The organism is Microcoleus sp. B9-D4 (assembly GCF_036705105.1).
GTDB lineage: Bacteria > Cyanobacteriota > Cyanobacteriia > Cyanobacteriales > Microcoleaceae > Microcoleus.
On record NZ_JAUBTS010000001.1, the window covers coordinates 47,238 to 67,811 of the forward strand.

Sequence of the window (20,574 nt, forward strand, 5' to 3'; positions counted from 1 at the left end):
CCCCCCAACGAAAAATACCAACCTACATTTTCCGATGCGATGCAAATTCCAGGTTGATGTGGGCGATCGGTGGTGGGGGGCGGGTTTATCTAGATTGTTGGTATTCGTTAGATATTGTTGGTGGAACCCGCCCCTACAAAATCTGGGTAAAGGTATTGTGCAAAAATCCCTGGTTTTTCCCGCGCAAAAAATGTAAAATATCTCAAACATGGGTAGTGCAATGAAAAGCAAAAAACAAACCTATTTCGACCTGATCGAATCCCTGATCAACTCCCCCAACGAAGAAGCACAAATCGCCATCCTGAAAGCCAAGGGAAAACGGATAGATGATGATTTTGCGGGATTTTTACGGAAGTGGGCAACTAAAATAATAGCAGAAAAGAATTCCCGCCAAGCTAGAGACATTATTATTAATATTTTCAACTTCAGTAACTTGATTGCACAGTTTCCACAGGGTAGCAAAAGCAGCAATATGGAAATTGCCATTGCAGGCTACGAGGTGGTCATGAAAATTTTTAACCGATATGATGATCCCGAAAAATGGGGAGATATTCAAAATAATTTAGCAAATGCTTACAGGAACAGAATCAAAGGAGAAAGGCAGGATAATCTAGAAAAAGCGATCGCATTTTATGAAGCAGCTAGTGAAGTTTACAGCCGCCCTGCTTTCCCGGAACAATGGGCAGCTATTCAAAATAATTTGGCAAATGCTTACAATAACAGAATCAAAGGAGAACGGGGTGAGAATATCGAAAAGGCGATCGCATTTTATCAAGCAGCTAGTGAAGTTTACACCCGCGATGCTTTCCCGCAAAATTGGGCGATGACTCAAAATAATTTGGCAAATTCTTACAGTGACAGAATCAAGGGAGAACGGGGTGAGAATATCGAAAGGGCAATCGCATTTTTTGAAGCAGCTAGTGAAGTTTATACCCGCCCTGCTTTTCCGGAACAATGGGCAGGTACTCACAATAATTTGGGAGAAGCTTACCGTAACAGAATCAAAGGAGAACGGGGTGAGAATATCGAAAAGGCGATTGCATTTTTTGAAGCAGCGAGTGAAGTTTACACCCGCGATGCTTTCCCGCAAAATTGGGCGATGACTCAAAATAATTTGGCAAATGCTTACAGTGACAGAATCAAGGGAGAAGGGGGTGAGAATATCGAAAAGGCGATCGCATTTTATGAAGCAGCTTTACAAGTTTACACCCGCGCAGCTTTTCCGCAAGATTGGGCGATGACTCAAAATAATTTGGCAATTGCTTACATTGACAGAATCAAAGGAGAACGGGGTGAGGATATCGAAAGGGCGATCCCATTTTTTGAAGCAGCTAGTGAAGTTTACACCCGCGCAGCTTTCCCGCAACAATGGGCGATGACTCAAAATAATTTAGGAGAAGCTTACCGTAACAGGATCAAAGGAGAACGGGATGAGAATATCGAAAGGGCGATCGCATTTTTTGAAGCAGCTTTACAAGTTTACACCCGCGATGCTTTTCCCCAAGATTGGGCACCGACTCAAAATAATTTGGCAAATGCTTACAGTGACAGAATCAAAGGAGAACGGGATGAGAATATCGAAAAGGCGATCAAGTTTTATGAAGCTGGTTTACAAGTTTGCACTCCCACAACTTTGCCAATTGACTGTCTGAGAACAGGCAGAAATCTAGGCAATTTAGGATTTGCAGAAAGCTTGTGGGAAACAGGCATATTCGGCTACGAAAAAGCCATCGAAGCAGTCGAACAAACCCGCGAGTGGATAACCTCGGACAACCGCAAACGAGAAATTATCGAAGAAAATCTCGATGTCTACGAAAAAATGATGCAATCCTGCATCAATCACCAACAATATGACAAAGCCCTGCAAACAATCGAACGCAGCAAATCCCGCTACCTAGTCGAACTCTTCACCAACAGCGAAATCTACCCCAAAACAGCCACCGAAACCGAGAAACAGCAACTCCAAAACCTGCGCCGCCAAATCGCAGCCTCCCAACAATTCCTAGAAACAGAAACCCCATCTCCTCCCCCTCTTTCTCCCCCCGTTGTAGGGGCGGTGCCCCCGTGCCCGCCCTCTCCCTCACAACGCATAACCCAAACCCGCAGCCTCAGCCCCGAATATTTCCAACAACAAAAAGCCAAATTAGAAACAACATCACAGCAACTAACACAACTGCTGGAACAGATAAAACAGCGAGAACCAGAATTCACCCTAACTCAAAAAGTCGAACCCATCGACATCACCAAATTCCAACAAACCTTAGACACCGAAACAGCAATCATAGAATGGTACATCGGCAATAACTCCAACTCCGAGGATAGCTGGGGCGGATCAGCCTTCATCATCACCCGCGACAGCATAAAACCAGTCACATATACTACAACCGAAATAGCCGAATTAGAAACCTGGAAAAACAACTATCTCGACGAATACCGCAACAAAAACACCAACACAACCTGGCAAAAAACCCTATCCCAAAAACTCCAAAAACTCTCAGAAATCCTGCGACTAAACGAGATAATCGCCCACATCCCCCCCAACTGCAAACAACTAATCCTAGTACCCCACCGCTACCTGCACCTATTCCCCCTCCACGCCCTACAATTCACCTCAGAGGGCGGGCACGGGGGCACCGCCCCTACGAGGTACTTGTTAGACTGCTTCCCCGCAGGCGTAAAATACGCCCCCAGCTTGCAACTGCTGGAACTCGTAAAAAATCGCATCACCACCAGAAACTCCCCCCCACCAAATCAACAACAACTATTTGCCCTCCAGAATCCCACCGAAGACTTATTCAACGCCGACATGGAGGTAGAAACCATCAAAACCCGATTCAATCCGCATCAAATTTTACTCAAAAAACAAGCCACAAAAACCGCCCTCAACGAAAACCGAGAAAACCTCTCAAGCGCCAACTACCTGCACTTTTCCTGTCACGGCGTATTCAACTTTGACAATCCGCTGCAGTCATCCCTAGTCTTAGCCGATTCCCTGGAACCGCAAACCTCACCCCCGCCCCCAGAGTCAAATCAGCCCGCTGAAAAACAGCGCTATGTCACCCTACGCAGCGGCAGAAAAGCCATCCCAGAAAAATGCCTCACCCTGCGAGAAATCTTTGCTGATTTGCAGTTACCGCAGTGCAGTCTCGTCACACTTTCCGCCTGCGAAACCGGGTTAACCACCTCAACCGCAATGACGGATGAATACATTGGTTTACCCAGCGGTTTCTTGTATGCGGGTAGCATGAATGTTGTCAGCAGTCTGTGGGCTGTCGATGATTTTGCCACCGCAATTTTGATGATTAAATTTTATCAGGAATTGCCGGATGCAGATTCAGTAGCCCTCGCTTTGAATGCGGCGCAAAACTGGATGCGCGGGGTGAGTATGGAGGATTTTCGAGTTTGGGTAGGATTGTTAAATTTAGATGAAAAATCTAGAGAAAGTGTGAAAGAGTGGTTAAGTTATATACCCAAAGGTAAGCAGCCTTTTGTTCATCCTAAGTATTGGGCGGCATTCTGTGCTACTGGATATTAGATCGGGTGGGTATTATAATGGTTTTAGGTTAAACCGAAAGGCCGCCAGGGAATGAATTCCCTGGCTAATAGCGAAAGTCCTCTGAAGAGGACTGAAGAGTTATACTTAATTCGAGTTATTCACCTCCTTTATGATTCGGCGGTTACAACCGCTACTTGTTAAACTAAGTCTGCCTCCGCAGACAAGCAAGATAAATGGGGTACTTAAGCTAAATTTGGTATTAGTCCTCTTCAGAGGACTTTCGCTTTGAGGCAGGGAATTCATTCCCTGCCGGACTTCGGGAAAGAGCGTGTTGATTGACACCACTAGCTGACAATGCCCGCCCAAGTAAATCACATTTTATTAACGGAGGATTTTACAGTGAAAATTCACAAAGATATCGCTACCTTTCTATACTGGCTGAAGGAAGAACAGAGCATTTTCTTGCCGGAAGCATGGCGCGATTTACCAAACTTAGAAGACGAAATAGCCAACTTAGCAGATAATGAATCTTCAATTGCTGAAGCTATCAAAAATTGGTGTATACAACGCGACTTAGGAGAACAATTAAGAGATTGTCTGCGAAAAGATTTCGACGATGCGGGCGAACCCACCCCAAGTACAACACCGCCGCTAACCAATATCACTCAAACTCTGCGTACCAGCATTGAAGATAGCTACAAAAAACTTCAAGAAATCGCAGCAAATAATCAATCAGATACCAGCAATGACTCCAACTAGCAAAATCTATGCCCCCAACGTTTATTTATTTGCCTTTCACCTCTGCAACGCCCTAGAATCAGAGTCAAATTCCCCTGTGGAATCCGCCAGTTTGTGGCAGAAGTGCGATGAGATTTTGCAAACTAAATTAGCAGTCACTACAAAATTTAAGGACAGCTATTTGCACAAAAAAGAGGAACCTGTCGGCTTCCGAGTTAACCTAATTAATAAACAAGTTGTTGGCAACCGCAATTCCCTTGCCTTTGCTAAGGAGATTTCGGTTGAGAATCAGCAAATTCCTGTCAAGGGTTTTGCCCTACCGCTGCGAATTGATGACAGCTATGCCCTGGGTTTAAAAATTTTTGTTCCCGAAAAAGTTAACGGCATTAAAACACCTGCTGTCGATGTTAGCATCTTCAAGGAATTTAATCCCGATAACTGCTTGCTACCGGATTTCGTGCAGAGTTATTTCGGGCAAACTCTGCTGCTTACAGCTTGGCTGAGTGTCGAACAAAATCAGGCGGCGCGGGCAGATTCGCAGTTTCTCAGAAGTTTAGGCAAACAGTGTCTAGAAAAGTTGATTTCTGGTCAAAATCTGCCCGATTTTTACCGTCAAGGCGAATTGTTCGGTAGCCCGATTTTAGAATACGGCAATCCGAGTCGGCAAGATACCGACTGCCACGTTATTATCTGGTTTTTCAACAGTCCGACAACTGATGAAATCTGGGATGAGACGCGGTACAGTGATTTTATGGATTTGTTTCTGTACCGAAATAAGATTCTTCGCGCTTATCACGACAGCCGCAAGCTTTACGCCGTGACTCGCGAGGAATACAAGCAAATTGAACTGGATATTGACAAGACTTTTAAGTATTTGCAGCGAGATCAAGCTCAGCAGAGGCAATCGAAAGGTGCGGGTTTAAAGGAGGAAGAATTAAAATATCTAGAAACTCAGATGATTGAGATGCCACCTCGGGCTGTGAAGTATGCCCGAATGCTGATTGATTTGGAGTTTCGCCAAAATACGATCGCAATTAACGCCCAAAATTACCAGGATAAATTAAATCAAATAAGTCTTGACATCAAAGCAGCTAAAAAGTACAATGATAGTGATGCCGATTTAAGTTTCCTCGAAACATTCAGCAAAGAAACTTGCCCGCAGTTTCAAAGGCAGATTCAAGCAGATTTAGGCTATTTCAAACACGGTTCCGGCTTGCTAGACCAAGCAACCGAGGCAATTAGAGCTATTGTGGCGATCGAAGAAGCTTATCGGAATGCAAAATTAGAGGTCACGATTCAGGCTGTCGGCTTTGGTTTAGGAGTAGCCGGGGTAGTGGCTGGCAGTTCTCCTTATTTGATTAAACAAGACCCGCCGAATCAAATTGTTGCTTTGCCTTTGCCTTTCCTGAAGGTGGGAATTAATTCTTTTGCCTTCGTATTGTTGATTAGTATCGGTGCCGGGGCTCTAGTTTGGGGTGGGGTTGTGTTACTGGCCAAGTCCAAGAATCTACTAGGTAAGTTCAAGAATCTACTAAATAGAAATAAACAGTTGCCGCCGACATAATCCCGGTTCCGGGCGGGCAAATCGCCCGCCCCAGAAAAAGATTAGCCTTAATATTGAGGTACAGACGGGTCTACTTCTTCACTCCAAGCAGTAATTCCGCCCTTAACATTAATCCCCTCAATTCCAGCTTCCTTCAAAATCCCCAAAGCCTTCGCAGAACGCCCGCCCATTTTGCAGTGTGCAATCAAGCGGTGGCCGTTCAACAATTCCTTGACCTTAGCCACACCTGCGCCGTGTTCGATATCCGGCAAAGGAACCAAAACAGACCCAGGAATTTGACAAATTTGATACTCATTGGGATTGCGAACATCCAACAATACAAAATCCTTCGCACCGCTGTCGATTAACTGCTTAAGTTCTTTGACAGTCATCTCAGGAATTTGCGGTTGCTCTGTTTTTAGTTGATTAAAGCCGCAGAATTCTTCGTAATCGATTAACTTTTCAATTACCGGGCGCACAGGATTCGGGCGTAATTTTAATTGCCGGAATGTCATATCTAAGGCATTGTAAAGCAACAATCTGCCGCTCAAAGTAGTGCCTTGACCCAAGATAATCTTGATAGCTTCCGTTGCTTGAATGCAGCCAACTACTCCAGGCAATACGCCTAAAACGCCACCTTCGGCACAAGAAGGAACCATCCCAGGAGGCGGGGGTTCCGGGTACAAATCGCGGTAATTCGGGCCACCTTCGTAGTTGAAAACTGTTGCTTGCCCTTCAAATCGGAAGATAGAACCGTAGACGTTGGGCTTGTTTAAAAGCACGCAAACGTCGTTCATCAAATAGCGAGTCGGGAAATTGTCCGTACCGTCGATAATGATATCGTAAGGAGTCGCAATGTCGATCGCATTTTCCGAACTAACGCGAGTCTCGTACAAATCAACTTGACAAAAAGGATTAATTTCTAAAATCCGATTTTTAGCCGACTCAATCTTCGGTTTCCCAACCCAAGAAGTGCCGTGAATTACTTGCCGCTGCAAATTAGAATGGTCTACAACATCAAAGTCTACAATCCCAATGCGGCCAACACCGGCGGCTGCTAAATACAGCAGCAGCGGCGAACCGAGGCCTCCCGTACCGATGCAGAGCACGCTGGCAGCTTTGAGACGCTTCTGCCCATCCAATCCCACTTCTGGCAGGATCAGGTGGCGAGAGTAGCGTTCGTATTCTTGTTTGTTGAGCTGGATCTCCTCCAGATTAGGATTTAGCATGATATTGTGTGTAGCGCAGATTTTGAATTACATCCTATCTGAATCTTTCGCATTTTTACCTGTTTGTTATTTTTACTAATTATTTCTTAATCTCAGTCGGTTCCACTAGGCGAATTTCCTCTGCTTGAAAGTTCCCCTCTCCGTCAAGACTCCAACTGCGGAGGTCTTCCCAACAGCCTTGTCGGACGGACACAATAATATAAGAGTATTCGGCCCAGGCCAATGTCCGATCGCACTCTGAGGGTACTGCGGGAGAATCCGTGTGAGAATGATATATACCGATAATATCCAGACTGTGATCGCGCCCGTGTTTCATCGCCCGCAACATATCTTCGGGCTTAATAGCATATCTGCGTCTTTCTGTCAATCCTTTTTGTTCCGGCCAATTCTCCTCAGCTTCCGCACTCCAAGCATTTTGAGTCGGCCAAACTTCTACTAAAGTTTTAACATCGCCAGTAACTCGACCGAGCAACAAACCGCAGCATTCTTCAGGATAAGCGCTTTCGGCGTGGGTACGCATGGATAAAATGTGAGAGTCGGAAAGTGCGATCGGCTGCATGGGATTTTATTGTAGATTTTATTGTAGTTTTTTTTGTAAAGTGCGATTAAGAGCGGGATAGCTACGCTTCACGGGCTTTTTTTTAATTGTGGAACAGGCATCTTGCCTGTTCAATACTGGCTTTTCTGGAGATGTCTATTAATTTGAGGTTCCTGTAGCTGTTTGCAAAACAGTTCTATAAGCAATGACAGCTTCAGTTTGGTTAACATATCCTACATATTGACTCAATATAGAAAAGTCTAACTCAGGCAAAAATTCACTGCTCGAAATTAACTCATAACCAGACTCCCGCAAGTGGTAAATAGAAAATTGATCGTTAGCCCAAAACCAGACTTCAGGAACTTGCAAACCGCGATACACTTCTAGTTTGTCAACTCCACCGCTAGTTAGAGCAATTTCGATCGCAATATCAGGGATTTCTGCAAGTGCACCCAAGCAGTAACACTCATCCGGTTCCGCACCCCGTCTCACAGCTTCGCGGCGAAATGTAGCACTACCGTAACCGTTGAGATTAATTAGCCTTTCAACCGCATAGGTTTCTATCAACCGGGCAATAATTGTTTTAAGCCTTTCATGTTCTGGCGAAGTCGTCATAATAATTTCTAACGTTCCTTCCAAGTAGATCATCCTGGGAAATTCATCGACAAACATATCGGAAAGTTGTTCGTATTGCTTCCAAGTCACATCATATATAATTATGCGCTGTTCAGTCGCTGGAGCGAGAGTTTTTGGATCTAAAAGTAGCATAATTAATTACCTGCACTTAAGATATCTCAACGTTAAATTTTTTCGTTATTTCTCAACTTCTTCTCTGTGTCCTCTGCGGCCTCTGCGGTTCGTAAAAAAAGTTCCTATATAAATTTAACGAACCGCGAAGACGCTTAGGACACAAAGGAAGAGAACAGAAGGGGAAAAAGAGTTAATTCAATCAAGTTGGAGTTTGCTGCAACTCAGGCCGCTCATCTGGAACGATCGCACCTTCGACAGGACACACCTGCAAACAAATACCGCAGTCAATACAGGTATCAAAATCAATCCAAAACCAATCAGTACCCTTGACATTTTTGCCTGGGCCGGGGTGAATACAAGCAACCGGACAAGCGCCGACGCAATCAGCAATTCCCTCGCAAATATTCGTAACAATAGTGTGTGCCATAGTGTTCTCACTTCTTCAAATTTGGTGGACGAACTCGAAATAACTTTTCACTTGGAGTGGAATCTAAAGCCTCAGTTTTTCTTCTAATTTCACATTGAAAACCGACGTTATCGAGGTTGATTCGATTTGCCAAGCAGCCCGAACAAATCTTCAGCCACAACTTTGTGACCGTCTTTGTCAAGGTGAACCGTATCAAATTTAATATACATCGGGGCAAAACGACCCTCTTTTTGAGCAATTTGCGATCGCCCGCGGCGAACTCCTTGAGTAGAATCGACATAGGGTAAACCAAGAGACTTACTAATTTCCCCAAGTCGCTTACCCGCATCCATAGTCAGCCGCTGTCTGGGTACTTGCTGTTCGTTATCAGAAAAACCGTCAAAAGCCATAAAGCGAGTAGGCAAGTAAACTACAACCAAAGAGCGGCCCTCAGCAGCAACAGAGTCCCGGAGTACACTCAAATCCGTCTCGAATTGCTTCCAAGCACGTTCGGCGATATCGTTGGGAAAATCAGCCTGCTGCCAACCCAAGGCTAGGGTTGGGCCCAAAGGAACATCCGGTTTGAGGTTGTTGTTTGCCAAACCCAGGAAGTACAAGCATTTTTGGGAGTTTATTTTCAGCCAAGACGGGGTAGCGAAAATTTTTAACTGGTTTTTCAGAACCGCCAGCTTGGATTTGGCAATTGGCTGCAGATAAGGGTTTGCAATCACTGATTGGCCATCGCGACGAAACCAGGTCATCGAAACCAAGTTGTTGTCTACCGCCAGTACCACTAAATCTGGCTGGTACTCGGACCACAGGTTGCGGTAAACCGTGTTGATTTCCTTGAGTGTATAACCCTCTAGAGCGCCATTGATGTAGGTTGCCTTAGCACCGTTTTTCTGAAAAATAGTTGCTAGCTGAGCTGGCCAAGTCTCTTCAGCAGCAATCCCAGTACCGAAGGTGGTGGAATCTCCCATTCCCAGGATTCGCAACTCGCCTGGAGCTTTTTTAATCGGCACCACAGGGCCACGATTGCCGGGACTGCTAACGGCGATGGGATGACCGCCTGTGAATTCCCCATCGAAAACATTATTGGTATACTCACGAGCAGTCACTTGCAGGAGTGCTTCTAATAATACAAATGCCAACAATACCTTCGACAAATCCACAGCAATGTAGCGAACTGTGGTTTTTAGATTTGCAATGGCCTTGTCATTAAATATCTGACTCATAATTTTTCAAGTCGATTAGAACTGGAAGTAAAGGAAATTTGAACTTGAGGAACCGGCGAAGGTAAACATCAGCGCGAGCGCCATTGCACAAGTAATCCACTTGAGCGAATTTGGGTGGTTTTGTGTCCAACTCATCCATTTTTGCTTCAAATCCCACCATTCAACTAGCAGAATTGTTGCCATGTAGAACAGCGGCCGATAGTCAATAGGTATCCGCCCGTCAGCAAAGGTCAATATCCGCTGCAATACTACAACGGCACTGTTCAAATCCGATGCCCGGAAGAATATCCAAGAAGTACATATTAGAAAAAAGGTAATTAGCCAGCGGATTAAATAGTTTATTTTAGAAGTTGGCTTAGATGAAAGTTTAGTTGCTCGTTCAATGGAGAGCATTGCTCCTTGGAAACCTCCCCAAACAACCCAGTTCCATCCAGCACCGTGCCAGAGACCTCCCAGCAGCATGGTAATCATTAGGTTCGCGTAAGTGCGGAGATTGCCGCCCCGATTCCCCCCTAGAGGAATGTAGAGGTAGTCGCGCAACCAATTTGACAGCGAAATGTGCCACCTGCGCCAGAAATCAGTAATGCTATAGGCTAAATAAGGTTTCTCAAAATTTTTCGGCAGTTCAATTCCCAATAGGCGAGCCGAACCGATCGCAATATCCGAATAACCCGAAAAGTCACAGTAGACTTGAACTGTATAAGCTAATGTACCCATCACAAGCCCCAGCCCGGAAACATTTTCTGGACTGGCGAAAACTTCGTTGGCTATTGGTGCGATCGAATCAGCTACATAAACTTTTTTCAGCATCCCCCAGACAATCTGGGCAATACCGCTGCGGATCACAATCCAGTCTACCGATGACTCACAGGCAAACTGGGGCATGAGAACCTCGGCGCGGATGATCGGCCCAGCCAGCAGGCTAGGGAAGAAAATCACGTACAGCGCTACGTCGAGGATTGACTTTTGAGCCTTGGTAACGCCCTTGTAGACATCGACTATGTAGCTAATTGTTGAGAACGTGTAAAAAGAAATACCCAGAGGTAATAGGAGGTTGAGTTGAGGCCAAAGCCTAAATCCCAACAGCGAATAACTCGAGTCTAAGAAGAAGTTTGCGTACTTGAACACAAACAGAGTGCTAATAACTACAGCCAGAAAAGTAATTAAGGCCGTAGTTCGGTTTCTCTGTTTAGTCGAATCCTCGATGATTCGAGCTGTTTTATAAGCCAGCAGGGTATAGCCAACCATTAAAATTGAGTATGGTACGCTCCAAGCCCAATAAAAAGAGTAGCTAGCCAATAGCAAAAACCAACGTCGGTACTGCGGTGTCAGTAAGTAATACACATACACCACAACTACCAGGAATCCTAAAAACACTGTGGAGTTAAACAGCATTTTTTACTTTTACTCTTCAACTGGAAACTAACGCTCACAATGCTACCACGAACTAAAACCGATAGAGGATCTTACTCAGGGATGCCGAAACCTGGTTTTTGTATCGAAAAACACCATTACAGCCATGGATTTAGGGTAAAAAATCAGTTTTATTAAGTTTTTTGTACAATGTCTGTTAGAGCCACGGCTCCTCTAATAAGTCGGGGCTCTGGGTGTTCTCTAGCAGCTCTTAATTTACCGTTTCAATTGTTGGCAATCCTTCGGCATTTACCCAAGCAATTTGAGTAATTCGTCGATCGCGCGCGTATTCCCGCGCCGACTCTGCTGTCTCCCGACTCTCCAAATCTATTTCTACCCGAACTAGGTGAGTAGAGTCTCGGAGTTTGCGAGCGTAAGCAAACGCGGCGGCACTAGCTTCAGGAGTTTGAGCCACAACTAACCAGTCGCTAGCTGGCGTCTGGGTGGGCAACTGCCCCTCTGTCAGCAAAACTTGGTGCAAATCTTCAATATTCAGACAAAACCCGATGCCGGGGGAATTTTGCCCTTGGGGATCGAACAGTCCTAAAAGTTGGTCGTAGCGTCCCCCTTGTCCTAAAACTCGCTGTCCTGTCTTGCTGCTGCTGACAACTTCAAACACAATTCCAGTGTAGTAGTCAAATGTTTGAATTAAACTCAAATCGAGGTGAATGTGGGATTTGAGATTGGGAATTTTTGACTGGCATTGGTGCAGCAATTCGATCGCCGATTTGAGATTATTTAACGCGGCTTGCTGTGGCAAATCTAAATCTAGTTTGGCAACAATTGGCAACACCTCTTCTGGGCGGCCGCGCAAGTCAAATAACAGCAGTGCTCTTTCTCGCAATTCGGTTGAAAGCGGCAAAGTTTCCAAGGCAATTCGATCGAGATTGGCGATCGCCCCCCGAACTTTCTGGCGCACGTTTGGTGGAAACGGTTCTAGCAATGTTGCAGTCAAGCCCGCTTCTCCCAAAACCAAATGCCAGTCATCAATTTCCAAGCTCTGCAAGCACTCAGACAGCAGCAGCAGCACTTCCGCATCCGCAACCGCCCCCCCCGCGCCGAGGAGTTCTACCCCAGCTTGATAGAACTCCTGTTGCCCGCCTGAGCCAGTATCTGGGCCTTTGCGGAACACGTTAGCGTTGTAGTAGAGGCGAAACGGCTGCCAGCGAGTCCCGGCCATCCGCATTGCAGCCGCGCGGGCGATGGATGCTGTCAATTCCGGCCGCAAACCAAGTTCTCCATCCTCGGCGTCTTGCAGTTGAATTAAGGTCGATCGGTCGATCGCGCCCCCAGCCATCAAAGTTTCCAGCCTTTCTAGAGTAGAGGTAATAATCCGGTGATAGCCCCAGCGGTGAAAAACCTGCTGCAAGCGCCGTTCGATCGAAATTTTTTGAGCAACGTCAAGGGGCAATAAATCTCTTGCACCGGATGGGGGTTGGTGAACCATATCAATTTTAGATTTTAGACTTTAGATTTTAGATGGGGCTTAGAAGCTTAGCTTTATGGACGGTGTTAAAGTCGAACCAGGCAAGCTTAACATTCGACTTTAACAAATTAAGGTGTCATATCAATTTTAGATTTTAGATTTTAGATTTTAGATTGGGCTTAGAAGCTTAGCTTTAGGGGACGGTGTTAAAGTCGAAGCAGGCAAGCTTAACATTCGACTTTAACAAATTAAGGCGTCATATCGTTTTCGTTGGCATCGGAATTATCATTTTCCCCGTCAGTGCGATCGTCCCGTTCTTTCTGGAGCATCCGCGATCGCGGGACGATCGCACTGACGGTATAATTCCGATTGTGATCCGATGTGATATCACCAACTCTTGATTCTTTTGAGCGATATCACTCCACTGCTGAGCAGTTTACCAATTTCTAAATATTCCCGACTCACAACTCACAACTTCTCACTTCTTCTTCCCGCCAAACAAACTTGCAAAAAATCCTGGTTTCTCGTCACCTTTTTTGGCTTTTGCGGAAGCTTGTTCCAGCTTTTTCTTAACCTCCAAAGCCGTCGGTTCTTCAGGATTCGATGCCAAAGCTTTGTTTATCTCAAGTTTCGCCATTGTGGCTTGATTTTGTTCAAGGTAACACATTGCTAACATAGCGTGAGCCTTGCTGTGTTTTGGGGCGTTCTTCAGGGCTTCCCTCAACTCCAAACTTGCTTTAGCGTAATTTTTGCTGTCCATAAATCCTTGAGCTCGGCGGCAATAGGCTTCGATCCGCGGGTCGTCTTTGACCGGGGTTGGAGTTGGGGTTGGGGTTGGGGTTGGGGGTGGGGGTGGGGGTGGGGTTGCATCTTTTATGGGTGAAATGGGTGCAACCCCACCCCCACCAACCATGCGCTCTTTTCGCAGCAGGTAAACCATGTTAAGTTCGCTAATTTGATCGATCGCCTCTTGCGTTTCCTTAACTGATTCGTACTGCTTGAGAGCGAGTTTGCTAACTGCTGTTTTGTAAGCTTCTTCCCAATCTTTAGCGGTAGCTAACTGTTTGGCTGCTTCGCTTTCAATTTGCATTTTCGCCTGTTCTTTAACAACGCGCTTGCCTATGGCTGCTAATAGCAGGCTGTATTCTTTGCGATCGCTTTCCTTGGAGAATTTGTTGTAAGCCGGATTGACTACTTTTGACAAAAATTGGTTAGCCCAATCTTTATCGGCTTGGCTTTCAAAAGAGCAAGTATCCGAATGCAACCGGCGGGCGATTTTCATGTAACGCTTGCGGATGTCGTTAAACTCGGCGTCTAAGGGAATTCCCAAAATTGCGTGCTGATCTGTAAAGTCGTACTTGAACAGCCCTTTTGTCATTTCAAAAGACATAACTTTTACTCTTCCTTTCCTGGCTTTTCACTATTCTTTAATGTAGCTTGAGTCAAGGGGTTGTGACCCCCGTACTACCCCCGATCTATTGCTGGGAGGCGCTACTTCCAAGAAGATAAGGGAGGAACTGCTAGCAGTGCGCTGCTGAGTTCGGCGTGTATTTTGCCGTTTGTGGCCAAAACCCGACCTGAGTTCATCTCAAAGGCACTCCCGTCATAAGCTGTAACTTGACCTCCGGCTTCGGAGACGATGACTACACCTGCAGCTACGTCCCAAGGGGAGAGTCCCCGTTCCCAGTATCCGTCCGATCGCCCCATCGCCAGGTGTGCCAAGTCTAGGGATGCGGAACCGCTGCGCCGCACGCCTTGGGTGAGGTGGGTGAGGTGACAGAATTCGGCATAATTATTGTCTGCTGTTTCCCGCCGATCGTATGCAAAGCCAGTGACTAGCAAGCTGGTTCTCAATTCTGAGATTTGGGAAACTTCGATCGGCAAACGGTTGCAGGTTGCTCCCAATCCTTTGCCTGCCCGAAACAATTCATTATGAAAAGGGTCGTAAATTACTCCAATTTGTGGTATGCCGTCGATTAAAAGTCCGATCGACACGGCCCAAAAAGGATATTGGTGAGCGTAATTGGTTGTACCGTCCAAAGGGTCGATCGCCCACAGGTATTTGCTGCTGGCATCTCCTAATTTGCCGGATTCTTCGGCGAGGATGGCGTGGTCGGGTACGTGGCGGCCGAGAATTTCTAAGATGACGGCTTCTGAGGCTTTATCGGCTTCTGTGACTAAATCGCCCGATCGGCCTTTTTCTTGAATTTTTTCTAAATTTCCGCAGTAAGATTGCAGGACGGAACCGGCGGCTAGGGCTGCTTCGGTGGCTATTTCTAAGAAGTTTTGCAGTTGATTGTCAGTCATTTGTTAGTTGTCAGTTGTTAGTTGTCAGTTGTTAGTTGTTAGTTGTTAGTTGTTAGTTGTTAGTTGTCAACAGTCAACAGTCAACCGTCAACCGTCAACCGTCAACAATTCCCTACTGACTATTTCCGATTTTGCTGGCGGAATTCTGCAGGAGTTTGGCGCAATGCTCGTTCTGGATTCCACAGGCCTTTACCCATGAGTCTCGCCCATTCTTGAGCGTTCACGAGTCGCTGCTGATATTTGGTGTTGGGCGATCGCACTGAGGCCAGGGCATAACCTTCTTTGACTAGCTGTTCGTTGAGCAAATTTTTATCTTGCCACAAGTAGGCTAGTTTGCGATCGAACTGGTCTTTCTCTTCGATGTCTGATTCTAACAATACCTGTTTTCCCCCAGTTAGCTGTTCTAGTCTTTGTTTGGCTGCTTCTCCCCAAGGCTGCTGTTTTAAATCCGGCGCATCAATACCAATCAGTCTGATTTGTTCTAATAAGGCTATTTTGTCGGCTGTACTGATAACTTCGATTGTTTGGCCGCTGATGGCCCTTTCTACTTTGGCGATCGTACCTTGGGGCATTTCTGGTTTTTGGCAGCTAGCTAGCAACAGACAAAGGGCGATCGCACATAATCGATAAAGCATGGATAATTGGTAGTTGATTATTTATCAAATTGCCTTATTCTTCATCCAACGGCAAACCGGCTTTAACTTTACCTTTGCCGAAGTAACGACCGAATTGCAGTTCGTACACTTCGTCTTCGTCTTGCGTCTCTACCTCGATGTTGGAACGGGGATAGCTGACGCACAGCAGGGCATAACCTTCTTTTTGCAGTTCCACCGAAAGCCCCATTGCTTCTGGCTGGTGCAGTTCTCCCGAGTTGACGCGCACCGCACAGGCGGTACAAGCGCCGTTGCGGCAGGAAAAGGGCAATTCTACTCCTTGGTTTTCCGCGCTTTGCAGGATGTAGCGGTCTTCGGGTACTCGCACGGTGTGGCGATCGCCTGTCTGTCTGTTATGAATTTTAATTGTGTAAGAGTTAGTCATGGAATTTTAGATTTTAGATTTTAGATTTTAGATTGGGGTTGGCGCGGCAAGATCCTTGAAATGAATGGGTTTGCGACCCAGAGAGGAGAACCCAAGCCTGCCCGTTTCACACCCTACCCATATTAAACAGCAAATTTATGCTGTTACCCCTTCCCAAATCAGATTTGTTCTGCTAAGATAGTTTAGCTGTGGCTAAATGAATGAATTTAGCCCTGGAGAGGTGGCCGAGCGGTTGAAGGCGCACGCCTGGAAAGTGTGTTTAGGGCAACTTAACGAGGGTTCGAATCCCTCCCTCTCCGTTAAATAAGCTGTTCAGGCAAAAAAAACAGCTTGCAAAAAAAATCTCTGATCTGAGATAAATACTTTGATTATTAGCGAGATCCCTTGAATTCTTTTAGAAAAATCAAGGGATCTCGCTTTTCAATGTTTGATTGTCAATTAGGGCGATCGCGCCGAGAATAAACACCCAGATATAATGCCAATAGTAGAAAACCATAGTGACCTACACCAATCGCCAGCGATATGGTGTATCGGCTAAACTCCGCCTCACCTTTCCCTGCGAATCTCCGATACATTCGACCATCTTTTTGAGCAGTTCGCTGTCGTTGGGATTGAAAGTTGCGAGGGCCATGTGCTCCCTCACCGTTTGCAGCAAAGCGTCGCTTTCTGCTGGCTCAATTGCTGTTTGAATGTCAATTAGGGAATTTTAAATTTTAAATTTTAGATTTTAGATTGAGGTAATTTATATCGAACTTAGCATCAGCGAGATTTGCCCCTCTGAAGGAAGTACCCTCAGCATTTCCAATCTCTCGAACAAGCGCCGAGAAAGACACAAACGCAAACCAAAGATACACCAGCGACAGCAAACCGAAACACATACCCCAAAACAGTTTGTGAGTGCTCAGAAAAGCGCTCGCCGTTGCACTGAACAAAAAAGCCCCTGCGTAAGTCGCCACACTTCCAGCCGATGCGATCGCAACCTGTGCAAATTGGCTACGAATCCGGGAACTCACAAAAAACATTAACACCCCGCCGATCGACATTCCAGCAAGAGCAGCCTGGGAATTATTATTAGTTGCAGTGCCAGCATAGAAAAATCCTAACAAAGCTCCTGATAGAATAGCAGAAATTGTTCGTGCCAATCTACCCGCTTTTGAGGTTTTTGGCTGTTTGCTGGCGATCGCCGAAGCGAAACCAGCAGCGCTCAAAACCCCGTACAGCAACAGAACAAAAGGCCAACTGCCAGAGCCCGGTAATTGTCCTTGAGTTCCCAAAATCAGTCGAGTCAGAACATCGCCCACAACCAAACAAATCGCGATCGCCCCACCACTCAAAACAGCTATCTGTCGCCGAGAAAGCCCGATTTTCGCACCGACAAAATTCGCACCCGCTAACTGAGCATTTCTAAAATTGCAGCCTCGAACATCCGCACCGCTGAAATCAGCACCGTTAAGAACTTGTCCTTGGAACGATCGATTTCGTAAAATTTGATTGCTAAAATTATTGGAATCCGAATACTTCATATTAGTATAGGATGCTGGAAAATATATAAATCTGTCAGTGTTTCCGTCCCCAATCTCCAATCTAAAATGGTATGACTTATCGGCCCACGATCAAACAAATTTGGCAGATTCTCGGTCTCGGAATATTGCTCGCACCCATACTACTCTACAACATTCCCTACTTTTTGCGTCCCCAACAAACAAACGAAGCCCGATCGCTCTTTCAGGGAATAGCCTACCGCAGGGAATTTCGGACTAATCCGCGTCCCACCCTAATTCACATTGTTAGCATCGACCTAAAAGCGCCGGGAATAGGAATTTTTGTCACTCCCGGAAACCCAACACCCGATTTAACAGAAACCAATGCCCGCACGGCTACTGAATTCCTGAAAGAATTTAAATTGCAATTAGCAGTCAACGGCAATTTTTTTTATCCCTGCATCGAGGAAGCACCTTGGGATTACTATCCCCGCAGTGGCGATCGAGTAAATAATGTCGGACACGCCATTGCCAAAAGCCAAGCTTATTCTCAACCAGATCCAGGCTTTCCCGCCCTTTGTTTTGATGCCAAAAACCGCGCTCAAATAATCGAAAACGGCACTTGTCCTGCGGGAACAGCCTATGCAGTTGCCGGAGATACTTTGCTGGTGAAAAATGGCAAACCCGTAGCACAAAGTCAGGAAGAACGCAAACAGGATACACCCTATCCCCGTGCAGTGGCGGCGATCGACAAAACAGGCGACAAGTTGTGGTTAATTCTGGCAGACGGCAAGCAGAGGCTTTACAGTGAAGGGCTGAAATTGAGCGAAATAACTGATATTTCGATGCAGTTGGGAGCCGAGACTGTGCTGAATTTAGATGGCGGCGGGTCGGTAACTTTTGCAGTAGCATCGCGGTCAGGGCCGAAACTGTTGAATGCTCCGATTCAGAATAAAATCCCCATGCAGGAACGTCCAATTTCCAATCATTTGGGATTTTATGCGCGGGAAAATTAGGGTTTTAAATGGCGATTTTATATCCGAAAATAGGGGTTAAAAAATGATTTTATTCTGCACTAAACCCAAGCCGATGCTTGTAAAAAATCGGCGGTTAAAACCTATTTTAAAAAAATAAAAATGCCTCCGCATACTCAAATAAATATGGTACTGATTGCCTTCATTACTAATACAAACGTTTGCTTAAATACCCACCAAAATTTTTGTTCAGCAGTAATTTTTTTTAAATCTGCCCAAAATCCGGGAATTTTTGCTAATCTTGTAAAGAAACGTAACAAAAATAAATATATAATTGGCTTATGGAAATTAGCGAAATCCAAGCAGCGCTGCAAAGTTCGGATTCTCAAGAGAGGCTGCGGGGGGTAACGGCTCTGAGAAAGTGCGATGCTGCGGTGGCGCTACCGATGTTGCTGAGCAAAGTGGACGATCGGGAGTTTATGGTGCGATCGTTCGTGGCGATGGGATTGCGGCAGATTCAAACTGCGGAAGCTTTTGCGGCGCTGTTAAAAATGATGCAGTTCGATCGCGATCCGAACGTGCGCGCCGAAGCCGCTAACTCTTTGTCAAGGTTCGGAACCGAGGCAATTTCTCATTTAGTGGAAGCTTTTCGCCGCGATGACAATTGGCTCGTCCGCCGCAGCATTATGGCTCCGCTGTACGAAATGCAGTGTCCTGATGCAGTATTTGAAATTTGTGCGATCGGTCTTGGCGGCGAAGATTTACCTGTTCAGGAAGCAGCAATTGACGGATTTGGTGTGCTGGCAAATACCCAGAAGCAAGAAGAGGCATTGCAGCAATTATTACCTCTAGTAAGTTCGGATAACTGGGGAATTCGGCTGCGAGTTGCTCGCGCGCTGAGCAAATTTGACAATCCTCAAGCTCGCGCTGCTGTGAGCTATTTGGCAAAAGATCGAGATCATCGGGTTGCAGGTGCGACTTTGGAAGCTTCGCTTTAAAACAACGGCTTACAAGCTCAACTGTGCTATCTGCGGTATCTTGCCGAAAAAACCCCTGGTCAGGAAATGTTCACGCGGTGCTACGGCGAGAAATGGATCGAAGAGTATATTCACGGATTTTTGTTAAATTGGGAACGCAAGCTGGCACAATTGGTAAGTAACAAGAATTAATTTTAATACAAGCTTCAGCCACTATACTAATAAGTGTAGGTTGGCATGAGGAAAATGCCAATGGTCAAAAAAAATCGCAATGTAGTTAGTTCCAATTCAGACAGCAAAGTCAAAATCGGACTTTCGCTGACTTCTTCTAGTGCCGATCGATTGAACACGATCGCTCGAAAGCTCGGAATATCAAGGTCGGAGCTCCTAGAACGCTTGGCACAAGGCAATCTGGATATTTCAAGCGACAAGACGGAAGTTAGTGTCACTTGGAAAAAAGGTGAAGAAACGCAGGTGGAAGCCGCCGACTTGCAAGGGGAAACAGCCGAAGAAAGCGAATTTAATGACGCTGTAACGGCAGAAACCCTATCGGAATCGGTGAGTGTAAAGCCAAATCCGCTGCAAGAAAGTTACGAAACTTTACTGAAGCAGTTGAGTGAACGCGAAAGTTCGATCGCATCTTTGCAGCAGCAACTCGCTACCGAAAAGCAAAATCTCGAAAGCCAATTAGCCGAAACTGTAGCCAAGTCAAGTTACGAAAGTTTACAGCAGCAGTTGAGTGAACGCGAAAGTTCGATCGCATCTTTGCAGCAGCAACTCGCTACCGAAAAGCAAAATCTCGAAAGCCAATTAGCCGAAACTGTAGCCAAGTCAAGTTACGAAAGTTTACAGCAGCAGTTGAGTGAACGCGAAAGTTCGATCGCATCTTTGCAGCAGCAACTCGCTACCGAAAAGCAAAATCTCGAAAGCCAATTAGCCGAAACTGTAGCCAAGTCAAGTTACGAAAGTTTACAGCAGCAGTTGAGTGAACGCGAAAGTTTGATCGCATCTTTGCAGCAGCAA

Annotated in this window: 20 protein-coding genes and 1 tRNA gene; 8 read left to right on the forward strand and 13 right to left on the reverse strand. The window is 45.9% G+C overall.

Annotation, left to right across the window (positions count from 1 at the left end; genetic code table 11):
• Positions 1–220: 220 nt before the first annotated feature.
• The 3 genes from QUB24_RS00170 to QUB24_RS00180 all read left to right on the forward strand — a co-directional run bounded on the left by QUB24_RS00170 (position 221) and on the right by QUB24_RS00180 (position 5,798).
• A complete protein-coding gene (locus QUB24_RS00170) occupies positions 221–3,535 on the forward strand; it encodes a CHAT domain-containing protein (RefSeq protein ID WP_333149473.1) in 3,315 nt (1,104 codons plus the stop codon).
• Between the two features lie 360 nt (positions 3,536–3,895).
• On the forward strand, positions 3,896–4,255 hold the full coding sequence (locus tag QUB24_RS00175) for a hypothetical protein (protein WP_333149475.1): 360 nt from the start codon (positions 3,896–3,898) through the stop codon (positions 4,253–4,255).
• A complete protein-coding gene (locus tag QUB24_RS00180) occupies positions 4,242–5,798 on the forward strand; it encodes a hypothetical protein (RefSeq protein ID WP_333149477.1) in 1,557 nt (518 codons plus the stop codon). Before QUB24_RS00175 ends, QUB24_RS00180 begins: the two co-directional genes overlap by 14 nt.
• 47 nt (positions 5,799–5,845) lie before the next feature.
• On the opposite strand, the gene moeB is transcribed toward QUB24_RS00180, so the two are convergent.
• The 11 genes from moeB to QUB24_RS00235 all read right to left on the reverse strand — a co-directional run bounded on the left by moeB (position 5,846) and on the right by QUB24_RS00235 (position 16,119).
• A complete protein-coding gene (moeB, locus tag QUB24_RS00185) occupies positions 5,846–7,006 on the reverse strand; it encodes a molybdopterin-synthase adenylyltransferase MoeB (RefSeq protein WP_333149479.1) in 1,161 nt (386 codons plus the stop codon).
• A 79-nt stretch (positions 7,007–7,085) separates the two neighbouring features.
• Positions 7,086–7,565, reverse strand: a complete 480-nt coding sequence (locus QUB24_RS00190) for a M67 family metallopeptidase (protein WP_333149482.1) — start codon at positions 7,563–7,565, stop codon at positions 7,086–7,088.
• A 138-nt stretch (positions 7,566–7,703) separates the two neighbouring features.
• A complete protein-coding gene (locus QUB24_RS00195) occupies positions 7,704–8,312 on the reverse strand; it encodes a Uma2 family endonuclease (RefSeq protein ID WP_333149484.1) in 609 nt (202 codons plus the stop codon).
• A gap of 181 nt (positions 8,313–8,493) precedes the next feature.
• A complete protein-coding gene (locus QUB24_RS00200; protein WP_333054336.1) occupies positions 8,494–8,721 on the reverse strand; it encodes a ferredoxin family protein in 228 nt (75 codons plus the stop codon).
• Positions 8,722–8,828: 107 nt separating this feature from the next.
• Positions 8,829–9,935 (reverse strand): hypothetical protein, encoded by a 1,107-nt coding sequence (locus tag QUB24_RS00205; protein WP_333149487.1) that lies wholly within the window; start codon positions 9,933–9,935, stop codon positions 8,829–8,831.
• A gap of 15 nt (positions 9,936–9,950) precedes the next feature.
• Positions 9,951–11,330, reverse strand: a complete 1,380-nt coding sequence (locus tag QUB24_RS00210; RefSeq protein WP_333149489.1) for an MBOAT family protein — start codon at positions 11,328–11,330, stop codon at positions 9,951–9,953.
• A 229-nt stretch (positions 11,331–11,559) separates the two neighbouring features.
• On the reverse strand, positions 11,560–12,795 hold the full coding sequence (locus QUB24_RS00215) for an ATP phosphoribosyltransferase regulatory subunit (RefSeq protein WP_333149491.1): 1,236 nt from the start codon (positions 12,793–12,795) through the stop codon (positions 11,560–11,562).
• Positions 12,796–13,252: 457 nt separating this feature from the next.
• Positions 13,253–14,164: a tetratricopeptide repeat protein gene (locus QUB24_RS00220; RefSeq protein WP_333149493.1), complete on the reverse strand. Its 912-nt coding sequence runs from the start codon at positions 14,162–14,164 to the stop codon at positions 13,253–13,255.
• A gap of 101 nt (positions 14,165–14,265) precedes the next feature.
• Positions 14,266–15,081 carry an inositol monophosphatase family protein gene (locus QUB24_RS00225; protein WP_333149495.1) on the reverse strand — a complete coding sequence of 272 codons (816 nt, stop codon included), beginning with the start codon at positions 15,079–15,081 and terminating at the stop codon, positions 14,266–14,268.
• Between the two features lie 119 nt (positions 15,082–15,200).
• The gene (locus QUB24_RS00230; protein ID WP_333149497.1) at positions 15,201–15,716 is read right to left on the reverse strand and encodes a thermonuclease family protein; all 516 of its coding nucleotides are present in this window, start codon (positions 15,714–15,716) and stop codon (positions 15,201–15,203) included.
• Between the two features lie 34 nt (positions 15,717–15,750).
• Positions 15,751–16,119 carry a 2Fe-2S iron-sulfur cluster-binding protein gene (locus tag QUB24_RS00235; protein WP_333040827.1) on the reverse strand — a complete coding sequence of 123 codons (369 nt, stop codon included), beginning with the start codon at positions 16,117–16,119 and terminating at the stop codon, positions 15,751–15,753.
• Positions 16,120–16,333: 214 nt separating this feature from the next.
• On the opposite strand from QUB24_RS00235, the gene QUB24_RS00240 reads away from it, so the two are divergent.
• Positions 16,334–16,418, forward strand: a tRNA-Ser gene (locus QUB24_RS00240).
• A 203-nt stretch (positions 16,419–16,621) separates the two neighbouring features.
• Here QUB24_RS00240 and QUB24_RS00245 read toward each other — a convergent pair.
• A complete protein-coding gene (locus QUB24_RS00245; RefSeq protein ID WP_333149499.1) occupies positions 16,622–16,750 on the reverse strand; it encodes a hypothetical protein in 129 nt (42 codons plus the stop codon).
• An 82-nt stretch (positions 16,751–16,832) separates the two neighbouring features.
• Positions 16,833–17,642: a pentapeptide repeat-containing protein gene (locus QUB24_RS00250; protein ID WP_333149500.1), complete on the reverse strand. Its 810-nt coding sequence runs from the start codon at positions 17,640–17,642 to the stop codon at positions 16,833–16,835.
• 71 nt (positions 17,643–17,713) lie between these two features.
• Here QUB24_RS00250 and QUB24_RS00255 point away from each other — a divergent pair, with 71 nt between their 5' ends.
• From QUB24_RS00255 to QUB24_RS00270, 4 genes are all read left to right on the forward strand, one after another.
• Entirely contained in the window at positions 17,714–18,616 is a 903-nt protein-coding gene (locus QUB24_RS00255) for a phosphodiester glycosidase family protein (RefSeq protein ID WP_333149502.1), read from the forward strand.
• A 299-nt stretch (positions 18,617–18,915) separates the two neighbouring features.
• A complete protein-coding gene (locus QUB24_RS00260) occupies positions 18,916–19,572 on the forward strand; it encodes a HEAT repeat domain-containing protein (RefSeq protein ID WP_333149504.1) in 657 nt (218 codons plus the stop codon).
• Between the two features lie 21 nt (positions 19,573–19,593).
• The gene (locus QUB24_RS00265; protein ID WP_333149885.1) at positions 19,594–19,743 is read left to right on the forward strand and encodes a hypothetical protein; all 150 of its coding nucleotides are present in this window, start codon (positions 19,594–19,596) and stop codon (positions 19,741–19,743) included.
• 60 nt (positions 19,744–19,803) lie between these two features.
• The coding region (locus QUB24_RS00270) for a ribbon-helix-helix protein, CopG family (protein ID WP_333149506.1) at positions 19,804–20,574 on the forward strand (771 nt) is incomplete at its 3' end.

Excerpts from the sequence above, each read along its gene's own strand:
- QUB24_RS00190 (WP_333149482.1), bottom strand. The coding sequence starts at position 7,565 with ATGCAGCCGATCGCACTTTCCGACTCTCACATTTTATCCATGCGTACC.
- QUB24_RS00215 (WP_333149491.1), bottom strand. The coding sequence starts at position 12,795 with ATGGTTCACCAACCCCCATCCGGTGCAAGAGATTTATTGCCCCTTGAC.
- QUB24_RS00205 (WP_333149487.1), bottom strand. The coding sequence starts at position 9,935 with ATGAGTCAGATATTTAATGACAAGGCCATTGCAAATCTAAAAACCACA.
- QUB24_RS00220 (WP_333149493.1), bottom strand. The coding sequence starts at position 14,164 with ATGTCTTTTGAAATGACAAAAGGGCTGTTCAAGTACGACTTTACAGAT.
- QUB24_RS00255 (WP_333149502.1), top strand. The coding sequence starts at position 17,714 with ATGACTTATCGGCCCACGATCAAACAAATTTGGCAGATTCTCGGTCTC.
- QUB24_RS00210 (WP_333149489.1), bottom strand. The coding sequence starts at position 11,330 with ATGCTGTTTAACTCCACAGTGTTTTTAGGATTCCTGGTAGTTGTGGTG.
- QUB24_RS00230 (WP_333149497.1), bottom strand. The coding sequence starts at position 15,716 with ATGCTTTATCGATTATGTGCGATCGCCCTTTGTCTGTTGCTAGCTAGC.
- QUB24_RS00250 (WP_333149500.1), bottom strand. The coding sequence starts at position 17,642 with ATGAAGTATTCGGATTCCAATAATTTTAGCAATCAAATTTTACGAAAT.
- QUB24_RS00180 (WP_333149477.1), top strand. The coding sequence starts at position 4,242 with ATGACTCCAACTAGCAAAATCTATGCCCCCAACGTTTATTTATTTGCC.
- QUB24_RS00245 (WP_333149499.1), bottom strand. The coding sequence starts at position 16,750 with ATGGCCCTCGCAACTTTCAATCCCAACGACAGCGAACTGCTCAAAAAG.
- moeB (WP_333149479.1), bottom strand. The coding sequence starts at position 7,006 with ATGCTAAATCCTAATCTGGAGGAGATCCAGCTCAACAAACAAGAATAC.
- QUB24_RS00195 (WP_333149484.1), bottom strand. The coding sequence starts at position 8,312 with ATGCTACTTTTAGATCCAAAAACTCTCGCTCCAGCGACTGAACAGCGC.
- QUB24_RS00235 (WP_333040827.1), bottom strand. The coding sequence starts at position 16,119 with ATGACTAACTCTTACACAATTAAAATTCATAACAGACAGACAGGCGAT.
- QUB24_RS00260 (WP_333149504.1), top strand. The coding sequence starts at position 18,916 with ATGGAAATTAGCGAAATCCAAGCAGCGCTGCAAAGTTCGGATTCTCAA.
- QUB24_RS00225 (WP_333149495.1), bottom strand. The coding sequence starts at position 15,081 with ATGACTGACAATCAACTGCAAAACTTCTTAGAAATAGCCACCGAAGCA.
- QUB24_RS00170 (WP_333149473.1), top strand. The coding sequence starts at position 221 with ATGAAAAGCAAAAAACAAACCTATTTCGACCTGATCGAATCCCTGATC.
- QUB24_RS00200 (WP_333054336.1), bottom strand. The coding sequence starts at position 8,721 with ATGGCACACACTATTGTTACGAATATTTGCGAGGGAATTGCTGATTGC.